A 19,838-nucleotide genomic window follows, 5' to 3' on the forward strand; every position below is an offset into this window, starting at 1 on the left:
CAACTTGGTGAACGAAGCGCAAATCGTCCGCGGTGGGTTTGACCGAGGCGCGCGCCTCAGCGGGGCGGACTTCGCCGCGTCAGAAAACGATCGAGCCGCGGCTGTAGTTCGCCGGTCGCAAAGCTGAGGTGAAACAGCCGCCGCTCCAGCGCCAGCCCATCCGCGAGCCCGACCGAGGCCGCACGATCGACGGCCTGCTTGGAGAATCGCACCGCCTGCGCCGGATGCGCTGCGATCAGCATGGCCGCCTCGCAGGCGGCTTGGTAAGCTTCGCCGTCTTCAACCACGCGGCTGATCAGCCCGATCCGCTCGGCCTCGCTCGCGGAGATCAGACGGCCGGTCAGGATCAGATCCATCGCGCAGGCCCGGCCCACCGCTCGTGCCAGCCGCTGCGTGCCACCACCGCCCGATAGCGTACCGAGCGCGATCTCCGGGTGACCGAACCTCGCGCCGCTGCCGGCGATGACCAGGTCGCACATCTCGATCAACTCGCAGCCGCCACCGATCGCGTAACCTTCGACCGCCGCGATCAGCGGCTTGGCGCAGGTGGCCAGCCGGTCGCAGCAGCCGGAAAACTCCTCGGCCAGCACCGTGGCGAGATCGATGCCGCGCATCTCAGCGATGTCGGCGCCGGCGCAGAACACCTCGCGGCCGGAGAGCACGATCGCGGCGATCGCGGCATCACGTTCCAGCTCATCGAGCGCGGCGGCCAGCGCCCTGATCATTTCTCGCGACATCGCGTTGCGGGCCTCCGGCCGGTTCAGCGTGACGATGCCGACGGCTCCCTGACGATCGACTTCCACCACCATGCTGGCTTCTCCCTTGCTGCCGCGGCGCCGGCGCAGATCTAGCCGCCCAGGCCAGATCTGGTAAAATCGATCGTTTTTGAAGATCGATTGGATTTTCCGATGAATGTGCAGCACCTGCGCTACTTTCTGGCCGTGATGCAGGCCGGCTCTGTGTCGCGCGCCGCCGGTGAACTCGGCATCACCCAGCCGACGCTGTCGCAGGCACTGAAAGGGCTGGAGCGAGAATTCGGCACGCCGCTGTTCGCGCCGGATGGACGCGGCATCCGCGCCCTGCCGAACGCAAAGCGGCTCGAGGCCAAAGTGCGCACGGCACTGCAGACACTGGCGGAGGCAAAGCGCGAACTAAGCGGACCGGCACCAGCACGGCTGAAGCTCGGCGTGCTGCCGAGCCTCGCTGCCGACTGGCTGCCACGACTGCTGCCTGCCGATGGTGATGCAATCGAACTGATCGAAGCGTCGGCCGACGAGCTCGAAAAACTGGTCGCGAGCGGCGGGCTCGATCTGGCGCTGTCGGTCACGCCGCACCGCAATCTGCACCGCAAGCTGCTGCTGAGCGAGCCGTTCCGGTTGTTCGTCGGACCTGATCATCCGTGGTCGGGCCGCCGTACCGTGTCGTTGGCCGAACTCGACGGACAACCTTTCGTGTTGCGTCAGGGCTGCGAACTCATCGGCACCGGCCGGCGGTTGCTCAGCACTGCAGGCGTGCGGTTTCGTATCGTCGCCAAGACGCGGCAGGAATCCACCGCAGCCGCGCTGGTCGCTGCGGGTCTCGGCTGCACGCTGGCGCCGGCAAGCTGGGGCGGCGCCCCCCTGCGAGCGCTCGACGTTGGCGGACTGACGCTGCAGCGCGATGTCACGCTGATCTGGAAACAACCTGCCGGCGCCAAGGCGGCGGCAAAGCTCGCGACGCGGCTGCAGGCCCGAGGTTGATGCGCGGCCGCTTAGCCGCGCCGCGCCTGATCGAGCGCTTGCGGGGTGTCGATGTCGAGGAACGCCGCTTCGCCTTCGACCGGCACTTCGGTCACCGCTTCGCCATGCTTGGCGATCAGATGCCGTGCGCCGACATCGCCGCCGAGCGTCATCAGCTCGGCAAAGAACCGCCGCGACCACAGCACCGGATTGCCGCGGCGTCCCTCGGCGACCGGGACCACGATCAGCGCGCCGCGATCGGGATCGAACGCGGTGATCATCCGGTCGATCAAGGCCGCATCGATCAGCGGCATGTCGCCGAGGCAGACGATCGCGCCGTCGGCATCCTCGCCCAGCGCCGCGATGCCGGCCTTCACCGACGACGCGATGCCTTGGGCGAAGTCGGGATTGTGCACGAAGGTGAGATCGAGCCCGTGCAGCGCCGCTTCGACCTCGCCGGCCTGATGGCCGGTGACGACGATGGTGCGCGCGGCCTGCGAGGCCAGCGCCTGCTCGGCGACGATGTGTACCAGCGGCTTGCCGTTGAGGTCGGCGAGTAGCTTGTTCGGCCCGCCCATCCGCGTGCCGCGCCCGGCGGCAAGCACGATCGCCGCGACATTGCGGCCACTTTCGGCGACCGGCACCCGCGGCTGCGGCCGCGTCACGATTTCCATCAGCAGGCCGCCGACCCCCATCGCGGTGATATCAGCGCGCGTGACAGTAAGCCCGGCGAGCAGCCGCATCAGCACCCAATCGAAACCGTTCTCGACCGGCGAGCGCGCACAGCCCGGCGCGCCGAGCAGCGGCACGCCCGAGACCGCGCCGACCAGCAGCAGATTGCCCGGGTCGACCGGCATGCCGAAATGCGAAATCGTGCCGCCGATCGCGCCGATCGCCGCCGGGATGACATCGCGGCGGTCGGCGATCGCAGAGGCGCCGAAAACGATCACCATCTCGGCGCCGAGCCCAACAAGCTCTTGGATCGCAGCCGACAGCGCAGCCTCTTCATGGGCGACGCGGCGCTCGGCGATGATCTCTGCGCCGGCCGGCGCCAGCCGCTCGGCTGTGACGCGCAGCGTCTTGTCGATCACCTTCGGGGCGAGGCCGGAAAGCAGCGTAGACACCACGCCGACGCGCTTGATCACATAAGGCGCGACCCGCAGCGCGCCGCCCAGCGCCGCCGCCACCGCGGCGTCGCGCAGGCGGCCTTCGACACCGAACGGGATCAGCTTGACGGTGGCGACCATCTCGCCTTCGACCACCGGCTTGAACGCCGGCAGCGTCGCGAGCGTAATCGCCTCATCGACGGCGTTGACGCGATCGACCACGGCACGATCGATCACCAGCACGCCGGTCCGTGCCGCGAACAGATTGGCGCGGCCGGTGAAAGCACGGTCGACCGTCACGCCATCGCCGGCGACCGCGCCTGCCACATCCGCGGCCGCGACATCCTCGGAGACGTCACCGGGCTCGAGCTGAACCACCACGATCTCGGCGATGCCGGCCTTCTCCAGCGCCGCGACTTCGGCCGGGCCGATCGTCGTGCCCTTCTTGAGCAGCAGACCGTTCTGCCGCAGCGAATGCACGGTGACGCCGCCGATCGCATCGGCCGGACGGCGCGGGCCAAACTTCATGCCGCGGCCGCCTTGGACGATGCCGGCAGCCGCAGCGCGGCAGTAATCTCCGCCATGATCGACACCGCGATCTCGGACGGCGACACTGCGCCGATGGCCAGCCCGATCGGGGCGTGAATGCGGCCGAGGTCAGCATCGGAAGCGCCCTGCCCCTTCAGCCGCTCCAGCCGCTTGGCGTGGGTCTTCTTCGAGCCGAGCGCGCCGATGTAGAAGCAGTCACGCGCGAAGGCATGCAGCAGCGCCGGATCGTCGATCTTGGGATCGTGCGTCAGCGCCACGAAGGCGGTGTAGTGATCGATGTTCAGCGGCGGCAGCGCGACGTCCGGCCACTCGGCGATCAGCGGTACGTCGGGAAACCGTTCCAGGCTGGCGAACGCGGTGCGCGGATCGACCACGGTGACGTCGTAACCAAGCGAGCGCGCCAGCGGCGCCAGCGCCTGGCTGATGTGCACGGCGCCGACGATCACCAGCTTGGCGGTCGGCGCGTAGACGTTGAGAAACAGCTTGTTGCCGTCGACCTCGATGCTCGCGCTCTTGCCCATGCGGAGCTGTTTGCCGAGTTCGGCGGCGAGCGGATCGGCGGCGATGTAAGCGGCTTTCACTAGCCGCTGCGCGCCGGTCGCCGTATCAGTCACCACGATAGCCGGGCGCCGCGCGGCGCGCTCGGCGTTGAGTTGCTGCAGGATCTCGAACTTCACAGGCTACGCCCCACTTGCCTAGATCGCACCTCAAAAACCGGCCAGGGGTTACACGCCCGTGGCCGCGACCCGTCATTGCGAGGAGCGAAGCGACGAAGCAATCCAGCTAGGTGCACTGAGCTCCTGGATTGCTTCGCTTCGCTCGCAATGACGGAGACCATGTTTCACTTCCTCGATCGCGTTCTCGGCCGCTCTCGCACGCTGCGAACTAATCGACCTTTTCGACGAACACCCGGATGGTGCCGCCACAACTCAGCCCGACCTTCCAGGCGGTCTCGTCGGCGACGCCGAATTCGAGCAGCTTCGGCGTACCACTGTCGATCACGTCGAGCGCTTCGGTGACCACCGCGCCTTCGACGCAGCCGCCCGACACTGAGCCGAGAAAGGTCCCCTCGTCATTGATCACCAGGCTGGAGCCGGCGGGACGCGGCGCCGATCCCCAGGTTTCCACCACGGTGGCGAGCGCCACGCCGCGGCCGGCTTTACGCCAGTCCTCGGCGGCCCGCAGGATGTCTTCGTCGCGATCGAGCTGCATGGAGGCGACTCCTCTTGCTTGGCTGCTGGGCGCCGGTCAGGCGACGGAGCGGATCGTGCTGAAATGGTGCGGCGGCGGTGCCGACGACAGCGCCGCGATCAGCGTGTGCATCGAGGTCAAATTATGCACCGGGCGGAATTCGTCAACGTGGGGTAGCATCATTTTGATGCCCTGGGCGCGCGGTTCGAAACCGTCGTAGCGCAGCAGCGGATTCAGCCAGATCAGCCGGCGGCAGGAGCGGTGCAGCCGGTCCATCTCGAACGCCAGCTTGGAGTCGCTCTCGCGCTCCAGCCCGTCGGAAATCAGCAGCACGATCGCGCCCTGGCCGAGCACCCGCCGCGCCCACAGCTTGTTGAAGCTGTGCAGCGACGTCGCGATCCGGGTGCCCCCGGCCCAGTCCTCGACCGAGGAGGTGCAGCTCGCCAGCGCCTCGTCCGGATCGCGCTGGCGCAGCGCGCGGGTGACGTTGGTCAGCCGCGTGCCGAACAAGAACGTCGACACCCGCTTGCGATCGTCGGTGATGGCATGGAGGAAGTGCAGGAACAGCCTTGTGTACTCACTCATCGAGCCGGAGATATCGAGCAGCGCCACGATCGGCGCCGGCTTGTCGATCAGGCCGAGCTTGCGAATGTCGACGACCTCGCCGCCGGTGCGCAACGAGGCCCGCAGCGTGCGGCGCAGATCGAGCTTGAGGCCGCGGCGCTCGGGCCGCACTCTCCGGGTGCGCAGCTCGGCCTGCGGCAGCCGCATCCGCTCGATCGCGCGGGTGACCTCGGCGATCTCCGCCGCGCTCATCTGCGCGAAGTCCTTCTTCTGCAGGATCTCTTTGTCGGAGACGGCAAGCCGCAGCTCCTGCTCCTCGGCCGACGGCATATCGCGCGTCGCCGCCGGCGACATCGCCTCCTGCACCCGGCGCGAGGCCGGCGGCGGTTTCTTTTTGGCAGCGTCCGGCAACGGGATCGAGTCCAGCATGTGCTGCCAGTCCTCGGCGGCGCGAAAGAACAGCGCAAACGCCTGATCGAAGATCAACAGATGCTCGCGGCGCTTGACGAAGATCGCTTCCAGCGTGGCGTAGAGATCGTCGCGATGGCCGATCTCGATCAGCTGCAGCGCATCCAGCGCATCGATCACCGCGCCGGGCCCGACCGGCAGCCCCGCCGCCCGCAGCGCCCGCGCAAAGCCGACCACATTGTCCGCCATCTTGCCGGTCGGCGGATTGAGATGGTCGATCATCGCGGTCGGATTACGCTGCATCGTTTGCCACGCTCTCTCAACTTATCATTCCGGGGCGCATCGAAGGCGCGAACCCGGAATCTCGACGTCAGTGCCGGCTTCAGATTCCGGGTTCGCGAGCCTTCGCTCGCACCCCGGAATGACGAACACCCAGTCAGTACACGCCTTCGCCGGCCGCACGGCCTGCTCCCTCTCCCGCTTGCGGGAGAGGGGTGGGGTGAGGGCGACGCGAGCACGGTGCCTGGGGCTCCCCCACCCCAGCCCTCCCCCGCAAGCGGGAGAGGGAGCGCGCTGCCGATGCGGCAAAGGCCGAGATTCACAACGAACGCAAAGTATCGGACTAGCGTTCGCTCGTCGCGTCCTTGACCAGTTTCTGCACGGTGTCGCCCTGCATCCGGGCGATGTCGTCCTGGTACTTGAGCAGCGCGCCGAGGGTGTCGCCGACGACTTCGGCGGTGAGCGCGCGGGCGTCGAGTTCGGTCAGCGCGGTCGCCCAGTCGAGGGTTTCGGCGACGCCGGGCGATTTGTAGAAGTCCTGCTCGCGCAGCGCCTGAACGAAGTCCACCACCTGCTGTGACAGCTTGGCCGAGATCCCCGGCACGCGCGACTTCACGATCGCCAGTTCGCGCTCGGCGTTCGGATAGTCGACCCAGTGATACAGGCAGCGCCGCTTCAGCGCGTCGTGGATCTCGCGGGTGCGGTTCGACGTCACGATCACGATCGGCGGCGCCGGCGCCTTGATGGTGCCGAACTCCGGGATCGTGACCTGGAAATCGCTCAGCACTTCGAGCAAATACGCCTCGAACGCTTCATCTGCGCGGTCGAGTTCGTCGATCAGCAGCACCGGCGCGCCCGCCGTGTCCGGCTCCAGCGCCTGCAGCAGCGGACGCTTGATCAGGAATCGCTCGGAGAAAATGTCGCTGGAGAGCTGATCGCGGTCGGTGTCGCCGGCGGCTTCGGCCAGCCGGATCGTGATCATCTGCGCCGACGAATTCCACTCATACACCGCGGAAGCGACGTCCAGCCCCTCGTAGCACTGCAGCCGGATCAGCCGACGGCCGAGCGCGGCCGACAGCACCTTGGCGATCTCGGTCTTGCCTACGCCGGCCTCGCCTTCGAGAAACAGCGGCCGGCCCATCCGCAACGCCAGAAACACCACCGTCGCCAACGACCGCTCGGCGAGATAGCCGCGGCTCGTCAGCAGTTCGAGCGTGGCGTCGACGGAGGCGGGAGGCGCGGCTGCGGTCATGGCCGATCCGTGTCCAGGCTCACGCCTTGCCGTTGGCGGCGTCGACCGCGCGCTTGGTCAGCACGCCGATCAGATGCGCCCGATATTCGGCGCTGCCGTGCAGATCGCTGTTCAACCCGTCGGCCGAGACGTGCAGGCCGTCGATCGCCTTGGAATTGAACCGCGCCTTCAGTGCCTCTTCGAACTGGGTGACGCGGAACACGCCATCCGCACCGGCACCCGTGACAGCAACGCGGACGTCCGACGGACGGCGGGCGACGAACACGCCGACCAGCGCGTAGCGCGACGCCTGATTGCGGAACTTGATGTAGGCGGCCTTCTTCGGCAGCGGAAACTGCACCTTGGTGATGATCTCGTCCGGCTCGAGCGCGGTCGAGTACATGCCCTGGAAGAACTCTTCGGCCTTCAGCTTGCGCTTGTTGGTGACCACGGTGGCGCCGAGCGCCAGCACGGCCGCCGGATAGTCCGCGGTCGGATCGTTATTGGCGAGCGAGCCGCCGATCGTGCCTTTGTGGCGCACCGCCGGATCGCCGATCAGCGACGCCAGCTCGGCGAGCGCCGGGATCGCCTCGCCGACGATCGCCGAGTTGGCGACTTCGGCGTGGGTCGCGGTGGCGCCGATCACCAGCGAACGGCCCTTCATCTCGATGCCGCTGAGGCCTTCGATATGCGACAGGTCGACCAGATGCGGCGGCGCCGCGAGGCGCTGCTTCATCACCGGCAGCAACGTGTGGCCGCCCGCGATCAGCTTGGCATCCTCGTTCTTCAGCAGCAGATTGGCGGCCTGGCGAACGGTCCCGGGGCGGTGATATTTGAATTCGTACATTGCGCTTCCCTGAGCTTCCTGCGTCTCGTTGGGCGTGCCGCGCGGCCTCGTTGAAGCGGGCCGGCGCAGTGCCGCTCAACTGCGGTCGGAGTTCGCCATCGCCTTGGCGCCGGCCGCGATCGACACCACGATGTTCTGATAGCCGGTGCAGCGGCAGAGATTGCCTTCGAGCTCTTCGCGAATCGTCTCGTCGGACAGGTCGTGGCCCTTGCGGTGCACCATATCGACGGCCGTCATGATCATGCCCGGGGTGCAGAAGCCGCATTGCAGGCCGTGGTTCTCGCGGAAGGCTTCCTGCATCGGATGCAGCGGCGCGCCGTCGGCGGCGAGCCCTTCGATCGTCGTCACTTCGTGGCCGTCGGCCATCACCGCCAGCGTGGTGCAGGACTTCACCGCCTTGCCGTCGAGATGCACGACGCAGGCGCCGCACTGCGAAGTATCGCAGCCGACATGCGTGCCGGTGAGCCGCAGGTTCTCGCGCAGAAACTGCACCAGCAGCGTGCGCGGATCGACGTTCGCGGTCACAGGGTTGCCATTGACGATCAGGGAAATCTTGGCCATCGGCCCTCTCTTCAATGCGCACCGCCGCGTTGCACGGCGATCATTCGTCTTTTAGTTGTGTTTCTTGAACCGATCTTACGGGGCAACCCCAGGATCGGCAACCGCGAACGGCTCGGGCCGCGCCGGAGCCGCGGCCGTGTAATGACATCCGCGTGATCGGGCGCCGCAGCGCCGTCAGGCCGCGCCGTTGCCGTTCTGCACGGCCTTGGAGAAGTTGGCGAAGAACTCGTCGGCGAGCTTCTTGGCCGAGCCGTTGATGAGTCGCTGGCCGAGCTGCGCCAGCTTGCCGCCGATATGCGCTTCGACATCGTAGGACAGCAGCGTGCCGCCGTCCTTGTCGGACAGACCGACCGTGGCACCGCCCTTGGCAAAGCCGGCAACGCCGCCCTCGCCTTCGCCGGTGATCTTGTAGCCGTTGGGGGGATCGAGATCGGACAGCGTGACCTTGCCCTTGAAGCGGGCCGATACCGGGCCGACTTTCAACTTCGCCACAGCGCGAAAACCGCTGTCGTCTTCGGTCTTTTCAAGCTCCTCGCACCCGGGAATGCAGACCTTCAGCACTTCCGGATCGTTGAGCTTGCTCCACACCAAATCTTTCGGCGCGTCCAACTGGACTTCGCCGTTCATCGTCATGGCCATGGATATTTCCTCCCGGATCGGCGGCCGCCTCGGACGGCGGCATTGCGACTACTTAAGCACGCCGGGCGGCAAAGAAAAAGTATCGCGACACCACCCCGAGCGATCGGCGGCGCTAGCAGTCGTGAGGCGGTGAGATAGGTAGCGCCCGGCCCTAGCGCCAGCGTCAAGCAAGCACGACAGCCGGACAAAAGCGATCAGGAGCGTTGCGCTGCAGCCGGATAGTTCGGTTCGAACGTCGCCGCGTCGGTGCATGGTACAGCCGCTGATTGCGTCGATGGCTCGACCAGCATCAGGATCGCGGTGCCGAGAAACAGCAGCAACTCGGTGGCATGCAGCCGCATCGCTTCGGGCTCGGCAACCTGCGAAGCCATCACCATGCTGGCGAACGAGATCACGCTGCCCAGCGTCAGCGCGAACGCCAGCGCCTCATTGCAGCCGCCGGAGAGACGGACCGAGCGCCGCGTCAGCAGCGCCGAGAACACCAGCAGAAAGCCGGCGACCGTCAGCTTGGCGAGCGCCAGCAGCCATGCCATCCGGATGGTCGCCGCCGCGCTGAGATGCAAATGATCGCTGATGAAGATCGCCACCGAGATATTGGGCCGGTCGTACAGCGCGTGGATCGGGGTGACGAACAGCCGATACGCCACGATCAGCCAGGTCGGCGTGATGTAGGCCGCCAGCAGAACTCCGTTCACCGAACTGATCCGCCAATCCGTCTTCATCGCCGTGCCCCACCAGCCAGCACGCCGAATCCGTTGGCGCGCTCCGAGAGCTAACTCCAGGTTAACGATAGGCGGCAATGGAAACGCTTCGTTAACCTTAACGGCGGTTAAGAGCTGTGGACGGCGGCCCGGACCACGACATCGCGGAATCTCGGCACGAAACTTGCGTTGTCGGAGGTGTGAATGTAATCGAAACGACACCATCGAAAACGCCGAAAGCCCCGCCGTGGGGCGGGGCTCCCTGCTGTCGCTTCGCGACGCAGCCGTCTGGAGAAAGCTGCGGCCGGGCGACCTTGCCGTTAGCGGCCCTGGCCGGACCCGCCGTGTTGGCCACCATGCTGTTGGCCACCCTGTTGCCGGTCCTGACCCTGACGGTTCGGATCCTGACGGTTCGGATCCTGCTGCTGCTGGCCCGGACGGGCACCGCCGCCCTGCTGTTGCTGGCCGGGGGACGTCTGGCTCGGAGTCGGCTTCTGCTGATTCTGATTCGACATCGGTGGTCTCCTTCGGAGTGTCGCGCCCACACCAACAACAATGAGCATGCGCCCGCGGTTGCGCGGATCGGCGTGATCTTTGCGCGGCTTTTGCGCGGCAACATCGCGTCCAGGGGAACCGCGCGCACCGTCCACAGGGAAGAAGGTTGTAATCAGTCGCTGTTGCCGCGATCGCGACCCACTGTTAGAAAATTACGAAGCGAAGCGACGTTCCGGCTGCCGGGGCCCTCGCCGCATCGTGTGTGCAATGCGAGCGCGATCTCCGCCGCGGGGCCGTTCGGATCGCAATCCACGACCCTTCGAGTCCCACTCTTTCGAGTCCTCTGACGACGGCAGCGCATGGACTATTTCGCCCAGCAGCTCATCAACGGTCTCGTGCTCGGCTCGATCTATGGCCTGATCGCGATCGGCTACACGATGGTGTACGGCATCGTCGGCATGATCAATTTCGCCCATGGCGACATCTTCATGATCGGCGGCTTCATCGCGCTGATCAGCTTCCTGATCCTGGTGTCGTTTGGCCTCACCTTCGTCCCGCTGATCCTCCTAGTGGTGCTGCTGGTGTCGATGGCGATCACCGCGCTGTACGGCTGGACGGTCGAGCGCATAGCGTACCGCCCGTTGCGGCATTCGTTCCGCCTCGCCCCGATGCTGTCGGCGATCGGCATGTCGTTCGTGCTGATGAACTACGCCCAGGTGTCGCAGGGCGCCCGCGTCAAGCCGGTGCCGCCGATCATCACCGGCGGCTATACGCTGCACGAGAGTGCCGACGGCTTCAACGTGCAGCTCTCCAACGTCCAGATCCTGGTGGTGGTCACCACCGTGGTGTTGCTCGGCATCTTCACCTGGCTGGTGGCCAAGACCCGGCTCGGCCGCGACATGCGCGCCTGCGAGCAGGATCAGACCATGGCGGCGCTGCTCGGCGTCGACGTCGACCGCACCATCTCGATGACCTTCGTGATCGGCGCCGCGCTCGCCTCGGTCGCGGGCATGATGTACCTGCTGTATTATGGGCTGATCGACTTCTTCATGGGCTTCATCGCCGGCATCAAGGCGTTCACCGCGGCCGTGCTCGGCGGCATCGGCTCGCTGCCCGGCGCGATGCTCGGCGGCTTGCTGATCGGCCTGATCGAGACCTTCTGGTCGGCCTATTTCTCGGTCGAATACAAGGACGTTGCGGCGTTCTCGATCCTGATCATCGTGCTGATTTTCATGCCGACCGGCCTGCTGGGCCGGCCGGAAGTCGAAAAAGTCTGAGCGGGCGCCGACGTGGCAAAACTCGCGCACGCCGCTGCTGCCCCTGCCGCCGCCGCCACGGTCGGCGTCGGTTTCATCTTCAAGAAAGCCCTGATCAGCGCCCTCGTGGCGCTGGTTTTATTTTCGCTGATGATCGGCGTCCGCACCGAGGCCGGCCCTGAAGGCGGCCTGATCTACTGGACACGGTTCGGCGATCTCGCCGGCATGGTCGGCGGCGTGTTCGTCGGCTCGATCGTGGTCGAACTGCTGCGGATGTGGTGGGGCCCGGTCGACACCTCGAAGATCATGCCGGCCGGCGCGCGCAAGACGCTCGGTCTCGCCGGCCGCGTCGTCGCTCCAGCGCTGCTGATCTTCACCTTTCTGGTGCCGGTGATTTTCTACAATCAGCGCTACATTCTCGATCTCGGCATCCTGGTGCTGACTTACGTGATGCTCGGCTGGGGGCTGAACATCGTGGTCGGCCTCGCCGGCCTGCTCGATCTCGGCTACGTGGCGTTCTACGCGGTCGGCGCCTATTCCTACGCGCTGCTCGCTACCAACTTCGGCCTGTCGTTCTGGATCTGCCTGCCGCTCGCCGGCATCCTCGCCGCATTCTGGGGCGTGATCCTCGGCTTCCCGGTGCTGAGGCTGCGCGGCGATTATCTCGCCATCGTCACCCTCGCGTTCGGTGAGATCATCCGGCTCGTCATCATCAACTGGCAGACGCTGACCGGCGGCCCGAACGGCATCAGCGGCATTCCGCGCCCCACGCTGTTCGGCATTCCGCTGGCACCAGGACCGAACGGGCTGGCCGCGCAGCTCGGCATTCCGTTCTCGCCGACCCACCGCCTCGTGTTCCTGTTCTATCTGATCCTGATCCTGGCGCTGATCACCAACTGGGCGACCATCCGGCTGCGCCGGCTGCCGATCGGCCGCGCCTGGGAAGCGCTGCGCGAAGACGAAGTCGCCTGCCGTGCGCTCGGCATCAACACCACCACCACCAAGCTCACCGCCTTCGCCACCGGCGCGATGTTCGGCGGATTCGCCGGCGCGTTCTTCGCCACAAGGCAGGGCTTCATCTCGCCGGAATCCTTCACCTTCCAAGAGTCAGCGCTGGTGCTGGCGATCGTCGTGCTCGGCGGCATGGGCTCGCAGCTCGGCGTCGCGCTCGCCGCGGTGACGCTGATCGGCGGCTTCGAATTGTTCCGCGGTCTCGATCAGTTCCGCATGCTGGTGTTCGGCATGGCGATGGTGCTGCTGATGATCTGGCGGCCGCGCGGCCTGATCGGCCATCGCGCCCCGACTGTGTATCTCGACCACAAGCAGGCGATCTCGTCCGACCTCGTCAAGGAGGGCCACGGATGATCGCGGACCGGGACATCCTCCGCGTCAGCGGCCTGACCATGCGGTTCGGCGGCATTCTCGCCGTCAACGACCTGTCGTTCACTGCGCGCCGCGGCAAGATCACCGCGCTGATCGGCCCGAACGGCGCCGGCAAGACCACCGTGTTCAACTGCATCACCGGCTTCTACAGACCGAGCGCCGGCGAGATCAGCCTGACGCATGACGGCGGCGAGACCCATCGGCTCGATAAGCTCAACGACTTCCGCATCACCAAGATCGCCAAGGTGGCGCGCACCTTCCAGAACATCCGGCTGTTCCCCGGCATGACCGCGCTGGAGAACCTGATGGTGGCGCAGCACAACGCGCTGATGCGGGCTTCCGGCCTCACTTTCCTCGGCCTGTTCGGCGCGCCGTCGTGGCGCGCGGCCGAGAAGCAGGCGATCGAGCGGGCGACGTTCTGGCTCGACCGGATCGGCCTGCGCGGCCGTGCCGACGATGCCGCCGGCAACCTGCCCTATGGCGACCAGCGCCGGCTGGAGATCGCACGCGCGATGTGCACCGAGCCGGTGCTGTTGTGCCTCGACGAGCCCGCCGCGGGCCTCAACGCGCGCGAAAGCGCCGAACTCAGCGAACTCTTGCGCAACATCCGCGCCGGCGGCACATCGATCCTGCTGATCGAACACGACATGAGCGTGGTGATGGAAATCTCCGACCACGTCGTCGTGCTCGACCACGGCGTCAAGATCTCCGACGGCACCCCGCGCGAGATCCGCGACGATCCCCGCGTCATCGCCGCCTATCTAGGCGTCGAGGACGAAGAAGTCGAAAAGGTCGAGCAGGAGCTCGGGCTGTGAGGTCGGCACTACACATTTCGTCATGGCCGGGCTTGACCCGGCCATCCACGACAGGCAGGGCGGTGCTCGTGTCCATGGATGCCCAGGTCAAGCCCGGGCATGACGGTGGTAAGCGTTGTGAGGGCGCGTCATGACCTCCACCGCTCCCCTGCTCAAAATCGAAAACCTCCGCGCCGCCTACGGCAAGATCGAGGCGCTGAAGGGCGTCGATCTCGAGATCGCGCCCGGCGAGATCGTGGCGCTGATCGGCGCCAACGGCGCCGGCAAGTCGACGTTGATGATGTCGATCTTCGGCAAGCCGCGCGCCAAGGCCGGCCGCATCGTGTTCGACGGCGTCGACATCACCGCGCTACCGACTCACCAGATTGCGCGGATGAGCATCGCGCAGTCGCCGGAGGGCCGCCGCATCTTCCCGCGGATGAGCGTCGCCGAAAATTTGCAGATGGGCGCCGACGCCGGAACCGGCAGCAACGAGGAACGCGCCGCGACGCTCGAACGCGTGCTGACGCTGTTTCCACGGCTGCGCGAACGGTTCGGCCAGCGCGGCGGCACGCTCTCGGGCGGCGAGCAGCAGATGCTGGCAATCGGCCGCGCGCTGATGAGCCGGCCGCGCCTACTCCTCCTCGACGAGCCGTCGCTCGGCCTCGCGCCGCTGATCACCCGGCAGATCTTCGACGCGATCCGCACCCTGAACAAGCAGGACCGTCTCACCGTGCTGATCGTCGAGCAGAACGCCAACCACGCGCTGAAGCTGGCGCATCGCGGCTACGTGCTGGTCAACGGCCTGATCACCATGAGCGGTACCGGCGCCGATCTGTTGGCGCGGCCGGAAGTGCGAGCCGCGTATCTCGAAGGCGGCCGCGGCACCTGAGGTAGTCCCTCGCCGCGTGCCCAGAGCCCTGCGGCACAATGCGGCAACCGGGTGCCGACGGCGCCGTATTTTGTCGATGACTTGTCGTGAAAATCAGCCAACAATGCCGGCCGGTTCGGCGCTTCGGGCCCGCCTGGGCGCAGCTTTTCGTTTGCAAATCCATCGCAAGGATTCATCGATGACACTCAAGCTTCTCGGTTTGGCATTCGGCGTCTCGCTGGCGCTCTCGACCACGGCGCTGGCGCAGGACATCAAGGTCTCGGTCGCCGGTCCGATGACCGGCGGCGAATCCGCGTTCGGCCGTCAGCTCAAGAACGGCGCCGAACAGGCGGTGGTCGACCTCAACGCCAAGGGCGGCCTGCTCGGCAAGAAGCTGGTGCTCGACGTCGAGGACGATGCCTGCGATCCGAAGCAGGCGCGCTCGGTCGCCGAGAAGATCGCAGGCGACGGCATCCCGTTCGTCGCCGGTCACTTCTGCTCGTCATCGTCGATCCCGGCGTCGGAAGCCTACGCCGACGGCAACGTGCTGCAGATCACCCCAGCCTCGACCAACCCGCTGTTCACCGAGCGCAAGCTGTGGAACGTGCTGCGCGTCTGCGGCCGCGACGATCAGCAGGGCCTGGTCGCCGCCGAGTACATCCTGAAGAACTACAAGGGCAAGAACGTCGCCATCCTCAACGACAAGACCACTTACGGCAAGGGTCTGGCGGACGAGACCAAGAAGGCGCTGAACAAGGCCGGCTTCCAGGAGAAGATGTTCGAGTCCTACAACAAGGGCGACAACGACTTTAACTCGATCGTGTCGCGGCTGAAGCGCGACGCCATCGATCTGGTCTACATCGGCGGTTATCACCGCGAGGCCGGCCTGATCCTGCGCCAGATGCGCGACCAGGGCCTCAGCACCGTGATGATGGCCGGCGACGCGATGAACGACAAGGAATTCGCCTCGATCACCGGTCCGCTCGCCGCAGGCACGCTGTTCACCTTCGGCCCCGACCCGCGCAACAAGCCGACCGCCAAGCAGATCGTCGAAACCTTCAAAGGCAAGGGCATCGATCCGGAAGGCTACACCCTCTACACCTACGCGGCGTTCCAAGTGTGGTCGCAGGCGGTCGAGAAGGCGAAGTCGACCGACCCGAAGAAGGTGATCGAGACCATCAAGGCCGGCGACTGGGACACCGTGCTCGGCAAGATGGCGTTCGACGCCAAGGGCGACATCAAGGCGATCGACTACGTCGTCTACAAATGGGACGCCAAGGGCGGCTACGCCGAGATCAATCCTTAAGGTGATCGAAGGGGTGTGAGGCCGAGCCTCACACCGACAACAACGGCATGCGCGGGCTCAACCCGCGCATCCGCTCTCGGACAAAGAAGCCTACGCCGTATCGGCTCTTAGGAAGATGATGGATTGCCGGGTCGAGCCGGCAATGACGCGGGTGAAAGCAGAATCGCCCCCCAGTACGGACGTCATGCGCGGGCTTGACCCACACATCCATCAACGAATGATTTCTTCGTAGAGATCGTCCCAGTCCGGATTGCCGCGGACGATCAGGTCGATCTTCCACTCGCGCGGCCAATGCTTGATGTTCTTCTCGCGCTGAATGGCGGCGATGATGCTATCGTGCGCTTCAAAGTAGACGAGACGTTTGACGTCGTATTTGCGGGTAAAACCCTCGACCAGTCCTTCACGATGCTCATAGGTGCGGCGGACGAGGTCGTTGGTCACGCCGACATACAGCGTGCCGCCCGGAGCACTGGCGAGGATGTAGACCCAATAGGCCATGCCGACTCTCCACCGAGAGCCTCGCTGAACCGCTTCATCATTCAAGAGGATGGATTGCCGGGTCAAGCCCGGCAATGACGCCGAGAATTGATTACCGCCACTATCCGCTCTTGGCCAAGACCCCGATCACTCACACAACGTCATGCGCGGGCTTGACCCGCGCATCCATCCAAGCGCGAACGCGCTTGCATCAAGGAATTACAAGGATGATGGGTCACCGGGTCAAGCCCGGCAATAACGCCAAGAATTAATTACCGCCACCATCCGCTCATGGCCAAGACCGCAATCACTCACACAGCGTCATGCGCCGGCTTGACCCGCGTATCCATCCGAGCGCGAACGCGCTTGCATCCAGGTTACAAGGATGATGGGTCGCCGGGTCAAGCCCGGCAATGACGCCGAGAATTGATTACCGCCACCATCCACTCTTGGCCAAGATCGCGACCACTCACACAGCGTCATGCGCCGGCTTGACCCGCGCATCCATCCGCGAGCGCGCTTGCATCATGGAATTGCAGGGATGATGGATCGCCGGGTCGAGCCCGGCGATGACGAGGGATTTCGGTTCGATGCCCGGCCGCGAGCAGGACGCCTACCCAATATTCCCCAGCGCCGGGAACGTATTCAGCAACCAGATCGAGACATCGCTGATGGCGCCGGTGAGGAAGCCGATGCCGGTGAGGACCATCAGCACGCCCATCGCCCGCTCGACCGTGGCGAGGTGTTTCTTCATGCGCGCGAACAGGCCGGAGAACTGTTCGATCATCAGCGCGGCGAGCAGGAACGGCACGCCGAGGCCGAGCGAATACACCGCCAGCAGGCCTGCGCCCTTGGCCACCGTCGCTTCGGCCGCGGCCACCGACAGGATCGCAGCGAGGATCGGACCGATGCACGGCGTCCAGCCGAACGCAAACGCTAGGCCCATCACGTAAGCGCCCCACAACCCGACCGGCTTCGGAATCGGCAGGCGGCCTTCGCGCATCAGGATGTTGATCCGCGTCAGCCCAAGGAAGTGCAGGCCCATCAGGATGATCACGACGCCGGCGACGATCGCGAGCTGCGCCGAATAGGCGCGGATCAAGGTGCCGACGAGGCTCGCGCTGGCGCCGAGCGCGACGAACACGGTGGAGAAGCCGAGCACGAACATCGCCGCAGAGATCATCACCGCACGCTTCGAGGTGCGCTCGGCTTCGTCGGCGGCGACGTGTTCGATGGTCGCACCGGTCAGATAGATCAGGTACGGCGGCACCAGCGGCAGCACACAGGGCGACAGGAAGCTGACCAGACCGGCGATCAGGGCGGCGGGGATCGAGACGTCGTGGATCATGGCCGGCTACATGCACCCGCGCGTAAAGCCCATGCAAGCCGCTGCGTCATCGTTCCGCGCCTTGTGATCGCACCGTGAGGGATTGCTTCGACCAATTGTTTATGCCGACAATGTCGGCCTTCGCTCAGCTCTCGGACGGATCCATCTTGCACAATCTCATCACCGATGTCGCCGGCGTCCGCGTCGGCCATGCGCACGACCACAAGCTCGCTTCCGGCGTTACCGCGATCCTGTTCGACAAGCCCGCGGTCGCTTCGATCGACGTGCGCGGCGGCGGTCCTGGGATTCGCGACGGCGCGCTGCTGGAACCGGTGAACACCGTCGAGCAGATCGACGGCTTCACGCTGTCGGGCGGCTCGGCATTCGGGCTCGATTCCGGCGGCGGCGTGCAGGCCTGGCTCGCAGAGCGCGGACGCGGCTTTGCGATCGGCAATGCGACGATTCCGATCGTGCCGGGCGCGGTGGTGTTCGACATGATCAACGGCGGCGACAAGGCCTGGGGCCGGTTCTCGCCGTATCGCGACCTCGGCTACGCGGCCGCGGACGCCGCCGGCGACAGCTTCGCGCTGGGCAGCGTCGGCGCCGGCCTCGGCGCCACCACGGCAACGCTGAAGGGCGGGCTGGGCTCGGCGTCAGCAACCACGCCCGGCGGCGTCACCGTCGGCGCTATCGCGGTGGTCAACGCGATCGGCAGCGCCACGATCGGCGACGGCCCGTGGTTCTGGTCGGCACCGTTTGAACAGGACGGCGAATTCGGCGGGCTCGGGATGCCGGACAGCTTCACGCCGGACATGCTGAAGGTGCGACTGAAGGGCGCGGCGGCAGCGAGCGCGATCGAGAACACCACGCTGGTCGCGGTGGTGACCGACGCGAACCTCACCAAGCCGCAGGTGAAGCGGCTGGCGATGCTGGCGCAGACCGGGTTCGCCCGCGCGATCTACCCGGTGCATGCGCCGCTCGATGGCGACGTGGTGTTCGCCGCGGCGACCGGCGTCAAACCGGTCGAGCCGCTCGCAGGTCTCACCGAGCTCGGCACCATCGCGGCCAACACGGTGGCGCGGGCAATCGCTCGCGGCGTCTATGAGGCCACCGCGCTGCCGTTCAAGGACGCGCAGCCGGCGTGGCGCGACCGGTTCGGCTCGAAGCGATAATCTGAGGCAACAGTGCTGCGCCGTTCGATGTCGTCATCCGCGGGTTCATCACGCGCACGTTGATCATCATTCGGCTTGTCGAGGGCGATGAATTGTCGGGCCGAGCCGGGCAATTCATCATCGGGACCAAGCGTCGGTGATCAGGCGCTGACCGACAGCGACTTGGCCGAGGCCGCCTGGATCTGCGACGCCTGGCGCTGGATCAGCTGCTCGACGAAATTGTACGACGAGGTGGCGCTGCTCGACGACGAGCCGGTCGCCGCCGAGGTCATCGTCACCTTGCTGCCGTCCGAGTAGGTGACGGAGGTGGTCACGCTGCCATCGGAATTGGTGACGCTGGTCGAGGACGAGCCGGACAGCGCCTGCAGTAGCGGATCGCTGCTGCCGCCACCGCCGTTGCCACCGTTCGCTCCACCACCGCCATGCGCATGATGCCGACGGCCGCTCTTCAGCGCCGAGGACATCTCGTCCATGCTGACCTTGCCGTCGTTGTTGGCGTCCATCTTGCCGAACACCTTGTCGGCATTGGCGACATTGGTGCCGCCGGCGCCGAGCGCGTTCTCGAATTCGCTCTTGGTGATCGAGCCGTCGCCGTCGGCGTCGATCTGCTTGAACAGATCCTTCAGCGCGGAGTCGCGCGTCTTTGAGGCGGTCGAGTTGGAGCTGGAGGTCGACTGCTGGCTTTGCGCATCGAGCAGCGCCTGCATGGTCTCCTGCGACAGCCCGCTCGACGGAAACGAGCCGGTGCCGCTGGTCGACAGGGTCGGGAACGACGACGTGCTCGTGCTGCTGCTCGAGCTGGCGAACGGGTTGGTGAAGCTGGTGGTCTGCGACGACGATTTCGACGTCGAGCTCAGCGTATTGAGCAGTCCGGACAGCGCGCCCAGCGCGCCAATGGCAGGCAGCATGATCGAAGCTCCGCATTACACCGCTGGCCGCGGCCGGCAACTACGCACGGATCAT

21 protein-coding genes are annotated in these 19,838 nt (G+C 66.0%); 8 read left to right on the forward strand and 13 right to left on the reverse strand.

The window, feature by feature from the left end; genetic code table 11:
- Positions 1-56: 56 nt before the first annotated feature.
- Positions 57-809, reverse strand: a complete 753-nt coding sequence (locus tag HZF03_RS19195) for an enoyl-CoA hydratase-related protein (RefSeq protein ID WP_119018062.1) — start codon at positions 807-809, stop codon at positions 57-59.
- A gap of 99 nt (positions 810-908) precedes the next feature.
- Between HZF03_RS19195 and HZF03_RS19200 the strand changes: the two genes are divergently transcribed.
- The gene (locus HZF03_RS19200) at positions 909-1,739 is read left to right on the forward strand and encodes a LysR family transcriptional regulator (protein WP_119018052.1); all 831 of its coding nucleotides are present in this window, start codon (positions 909-911) and stop codon (positions 1,737-1,739) included.
- A gap of 11 nt (positions 1,740-1,750) precedes the next feature.
- On the opposite strand, the gene HZF03_RS19205 is transcribed toward HZF03_RS19200, so the two are convergent.
- From HZF03_RS19205 to HZF03_RS19245, 9 genes are all read right to left on the reverse strand, one after another.
- On the reverse strand, positions 1,751-3,352 hold the full coding sequence (locus HZF03_RS19205) for an NTP transferase domain-containing protein (RefSeq protein ID WP_119018053.1): 1,602 nt from the start codon (positions 3,350-3,352) through the stop codon (positions 1,751-1,753).
- A complete protein-coding gene (locus HZF03_RS19210; protein ID WP_119018054.1) occupies positions 3,349-4,050 on the reverse strand; it encodes an XdhC family protein in 702 nt (233 codons plus the stop codon). The genes HZF03_RS19205 and HZF03_RS19210 overlap by 4 nt, the downstream gene beginning before the upstream one ends.
- Before the next feature lie 208 nt (positions 4,051-4,258).
- Positions 4,259-4,585 (reverse strand): XdhC family protein, encoded by a 327-nt coding sequence (locus HZF03_RS19215; RefSeq protein ID WP_011159337.1) that lies wholly within the window; start codon positions 4,583-4,585, stop codon positions 4,259-4,261.
- A gap of 36 nt (positions 4,586-4,621) precedes the next feature.
- On the reverse strand, positions 4,622-5,839 hold the full coding sequence (locus HZF03_RS19220) for a vWA domain-containing protein (RefSeq protein ID WP_119018055.1): 1,218 nt from the start codon (positions 5,837-5,839) through the stop codon (positions 4,622-4,624).
- A 319-nt stretch (positions 5,840-6,158) separates the two neighbouring features.
- Positions 6,159-7,067, reverse strand: a complete 909-nt coding sequence (locus HZF03_RS19225) for an AAA family ATPase (protein WP_119019816.1) — start codon at positions 7,065-7,067, stop codon at positions 6,159-6,161.
- 19 nt (positions 7,068-7,086) lie between these two features.
- On the reverse strand, positions 7,087-7,893 hold the full coding sequence (locus HZF03_RS19230; protein ID WP_119019817.1) for an FAD binding domain-containing protein: 807 nt from the start codon (positions 7,891-7,893) through the stop codon (positions 7,087-7,089).
- 75 nt (positions 7,894-7,968) lie between these two features.
- Positions 7,969-8,454, reverse strand: a complete 486-nt coding sequence (locus HZF03_RS19235; protein ID WP_107345537.1) for a (2Fe-2S)-binding protein — start codon at positions 8,452-8,454, stop codon at positions 7,969-7,971.
- A gap of 174 nt (positions 8,455-8,628) precedes the next feature.
- The gene (locus tag HZF03_RS19240; RefSeq protein WP_011159342.1) at positions 8,629-9,093 is read right to left on the reverse strand and encodes an SRPBCC family protein; all 465 of its coding nucleotides are present in this window, start codon (positions 9,091-9,093) and stop codon (positions 8,629-8,631) included.
- Between the two features lie 194 nt (positions 9,094-9,287).
- Positions 9,288-9,815, reverse strand: coding sequence for a hypothetical protein (locus tag HZF03_RS19245; protein ID WP_119019818.1), 528 nt, complete (start codon positions 9,813-9,815; stop codon positions 9,288-9,290).
- 326 nt (positions 9,816-10,141) lie between these two features.
- Here HZF03_RS19245 and HZF03_RS19250 point away from each other — a divergent pair, with 326 nt between their 5' ends.
- From HZF03_RS19250 to HZF03_RS19275, 6 genes are all read left to right on the forward strand, one after another.
- The gene (locus HZF03_RS19250; RefSeq protein WP_179906192.1) at positions 10,142-10,636 is read left to right on the forward strand and encodes a hypothetical protein; all 495 of its coding nucleotides are present in this window, start codon (positions 10,142-10,144) and stop codon (positions 10,634-10,636) included.
- A 12-nt stretch (positions 10,637-10,648) separates the two neighbouring features.
- On the forward strand, positions 10,649-11,566 hold the full coding sequence (locus HZF03_RS19255; RefSeq protein WP_011159344.1) for an ABC transporter permease subunit: 918 nt from the start codon (positions 10,649-10,651) through the stop codon (positions 11,564-11,566).
- 12 nt (positions 11,567-11,578) lie between these two features.
- Positions 11,579-12,910, forward strand: coding sequence for a high-affinity branched-chain amino acid ABC transporter permease LivM (gene livM / locus HZF03_RS19260; protein WP_119019819.1), 1,332 nt, complete (start codon positions 11,579-11,581; stop codon positions 12,908-12,910).
- On the forward strand, positions 12,907-13,743 hold the full coding sequence (locus HZF03_RS19265) for an ABC transporter ATP-binding protein (protein ID WP_011159346.1): 837 nt from the start codon (positions 12,907-12,909) through the stop codon (positions 13,741-13,743). The genes livM and HZF03_RS19265 overlap by 4 nt, the downstream gene beginning before the upstream one ends.
- A gap of 130 nt (positions 13,744-13,873) precedes the next feature.
- Positions 13,874-14,614: an ABC transporter ATP-binding protein gene (locus HZF03_RS19270; RefSeq protein WP_119019820.1), complete on the forward strand. Its 741-nt coding sequence runs from the start codon at positions 13,874-13,876 to the stop codon at positions 14,612-14,614.
- Positions 14,615-14,792: 178 nt separating this feature from the next.
- Positions 14,793-15,899, forward strand: coding sequence for a branched-chain amino acid ABC transporter substrate-binding protein (locus HZF03_RS19275; protein WP_011159348.1), 1,107 nt, complete (start codon positions 14,793-14,795; stop codon positions 15,897-15,899).
- Positions 15,900-16,109: 210 nt separating this feature from the next.
- On the opposite strand, the gene HZF03_RS19280 is transcribed toward HZF03_RS19275, so the two are convergent.
- On the reverse strand, positions 16,110-16,397 hold the full coding sequence (locus HZF03_RS19280) for a GIY-YIG nuclease family protein (RefSeq protein WP_119019821.1): 288 nt from the start codon (positions 16,395-16,397) through the stop codon (positions 16,110-16,112).
- Between the two features lie 592 nt (positions 16,398-16,989).
- Positions 16,990-17,724, reverse strand: a complete 735-nt coding sequence (locus tag HZF03_RS19285; protein ID WP_011159350.1) for a cytochrome c biogenesis CcdA family protein — start codon at positions 17,722-17,724, stop codon at positions 16,990-16,992.
- A gap of 146 nt (positions 17,725-17,870) precedes the next feature.
- Between HZF03_RS19285 and HZF03_RS19290 the strand changes: the two genes are divergently transcribed.
- Positions 17,871-18,875: a P1 family peptidase gene (locus HZF03_RS19290; protein WP_119019824.1), complete on the forward strand. Its 1,005-nt coding sequence runs from the start codon at positions 17,871-17,873 to the stop codon at positions 18,873-18,875.
- 140 nt (positions 18,876-19,015) lie between these two features.
- Here HZF03_RS19290 and HZF03_RS19295 read toward each other — a convergent pair whose 3' ends face one another.
- On the reverse strand, positions 19,016-19,783 hold the full coding sequence (locus HZF03_RS19295; RefSeq protein ID WP_119019822.1) for an EF-hand domain-containing protein: 768 nt from the start codon (positions 19,781-19,783) through the stop codon (positions 19,016-19,018).
- Positions 19,784-19,838: the final 55 nt, after the last annotated feature.

Origin of the sequence: Rhodopseudomonas palustris (assembly GCF_013415845.1) — a bacterium.
GTDB lineage: Bacteria > Pseudomonadota > Alphaproteobacteria > Rhizobiales > Xanthobacteraceae > Rhodopseudomonas > Rhodopseudomonas palustris_F.

What these genes read in the sequence shown, in the direction of transcription:
- HZF03_RS19220 (WP_119018055.1), bottom strand. Translation starts at nt 5,839, where the DNA reads ATGCAGCGTAATCCGACCGCGATGATCGACCATCTCAATCCGCCGACC.
- HZF03_RS19285 (WP_011159350.1), bottom strand. Translation starts at nt 17,724, where the DNA reads ATGATCCACGACGTCTCGATCCCCGCCGCCCTGATCGCCGGTCTGGTC.
- HZF03_RS19270 (WP_119019820.1), top strand. Translation starts at nt 13,874, where the DNA reads ATGACCTCCACCGCTCCCCTGCTCAAAATCGAAAACCTCCGCGCCGCC.
- HZF03_RS19225 (WP_119019816.1), bottom strand. Translation starts at nt 7,067, where the DNA reads ATGACCGCAGCCGCGCCTCCCGCCTCCGTCGACGCCACGCTCGAACTG.
- HZF03_RS19265 (WP_011159346.1), top strand. Translation starts at nt 12,907, where the DNA reads ATGATCGCGGACCGGGACATCCTCCGCGTCAGCGGCCTGACCATGCGG.
- HZF03_RS19280 (WP_119019821.1), bottom strand. Translation starts at nt 16,397, where the DNA reads ATGGCCTATTGGGTCTACATCCTCGCCAGTGCTCCGGGCGGCACGCTG.
- HZF03_RS19205 (WP_119018053.1), bottom strand. Translation starts at nt 3,352, where the DNA reads ATGAAGTTTGGCCCGCGCCGTCCGGCCGATGCGATCGGCGGCGTCACC.
- HZF03_RS19195 (WP_119018062.1), bottom strand. Translation starts at nt 809, where the DNA reads ATGGTGGTGGAAGTCGATCGTCAGGGAGCCGTCGGCATCGTCACGCTG.
- HZF03_RS19200 (WP_119018052.1), top strand. Translation starts at nt 909, where the DNA reads ATGAATGTGCAGCACCTGCGCTACTTTCTGGCCGTGATGCAGGCCGGC.
- HZF03_RS19295 (WP_119019822.1), bottom strand. Translation starts at nt 19,783, where the DNA reads ATGCTGCCTGCCATTGGCGCGCTGGGCGCGCTGTCCGGACTGCTCAAT.
- HZF03_RS19230 (WP_119019817.1), bottom strand. Translation starts at nt 7,893, where the DNA reads ATGTACGAATTCAAATATCACCGCCCCGGGACCGTTCGCCAGGCCGCC.
- HZF03_RS19245 (WP_119019818.1), bottom strand. Translation starts at nt 9,815, where the DNA reads ATGAAGACGGATTGGCGGATCAGTTCGGTGAACGGAGTTCTGCTGGCG.
- HZF03_RS19275 (WP_011159348.1), top strand. Translation starts at nt 14,793, where the DNA reads ATGACACTCAAGCTTCTCGGTTTGGCATTCGGCGTCTCGCTGGCGCTC.
- HZF03_RS19215 (WP_011159337.1), bottom strand. Translation starts at nt 4,585, where the DNA reads ATGCAGCTCGATCGCGACGAAGACATCCTGCGGGCCGCCGAGGACTGG.
- HZF03_RS19255 (WP_011159344.1), top strand. Translation starts at nt 10,649, where the DNA reads ATGGACTATTTCGCCCAGCAGCTCATCAACGGTCTCGTGCTCGGCTCG.
- HZF03_RS19240 (WP_011159342.1), bottom strand. Translation starts at nt 9,093, where the DNA reads ATGGCCATGACGATGAACGGCGAAGTCCAGTTGGACGCGCCGAAAGAT.
- HZF03_RS19235 (WP_107345537.1), bottom strand. Translation starts at nt 8,454, where the DNA reads ATGGCCAAGATTTCCCTGATCGTCAATGGCAACCCTGTGACCGCGAAC.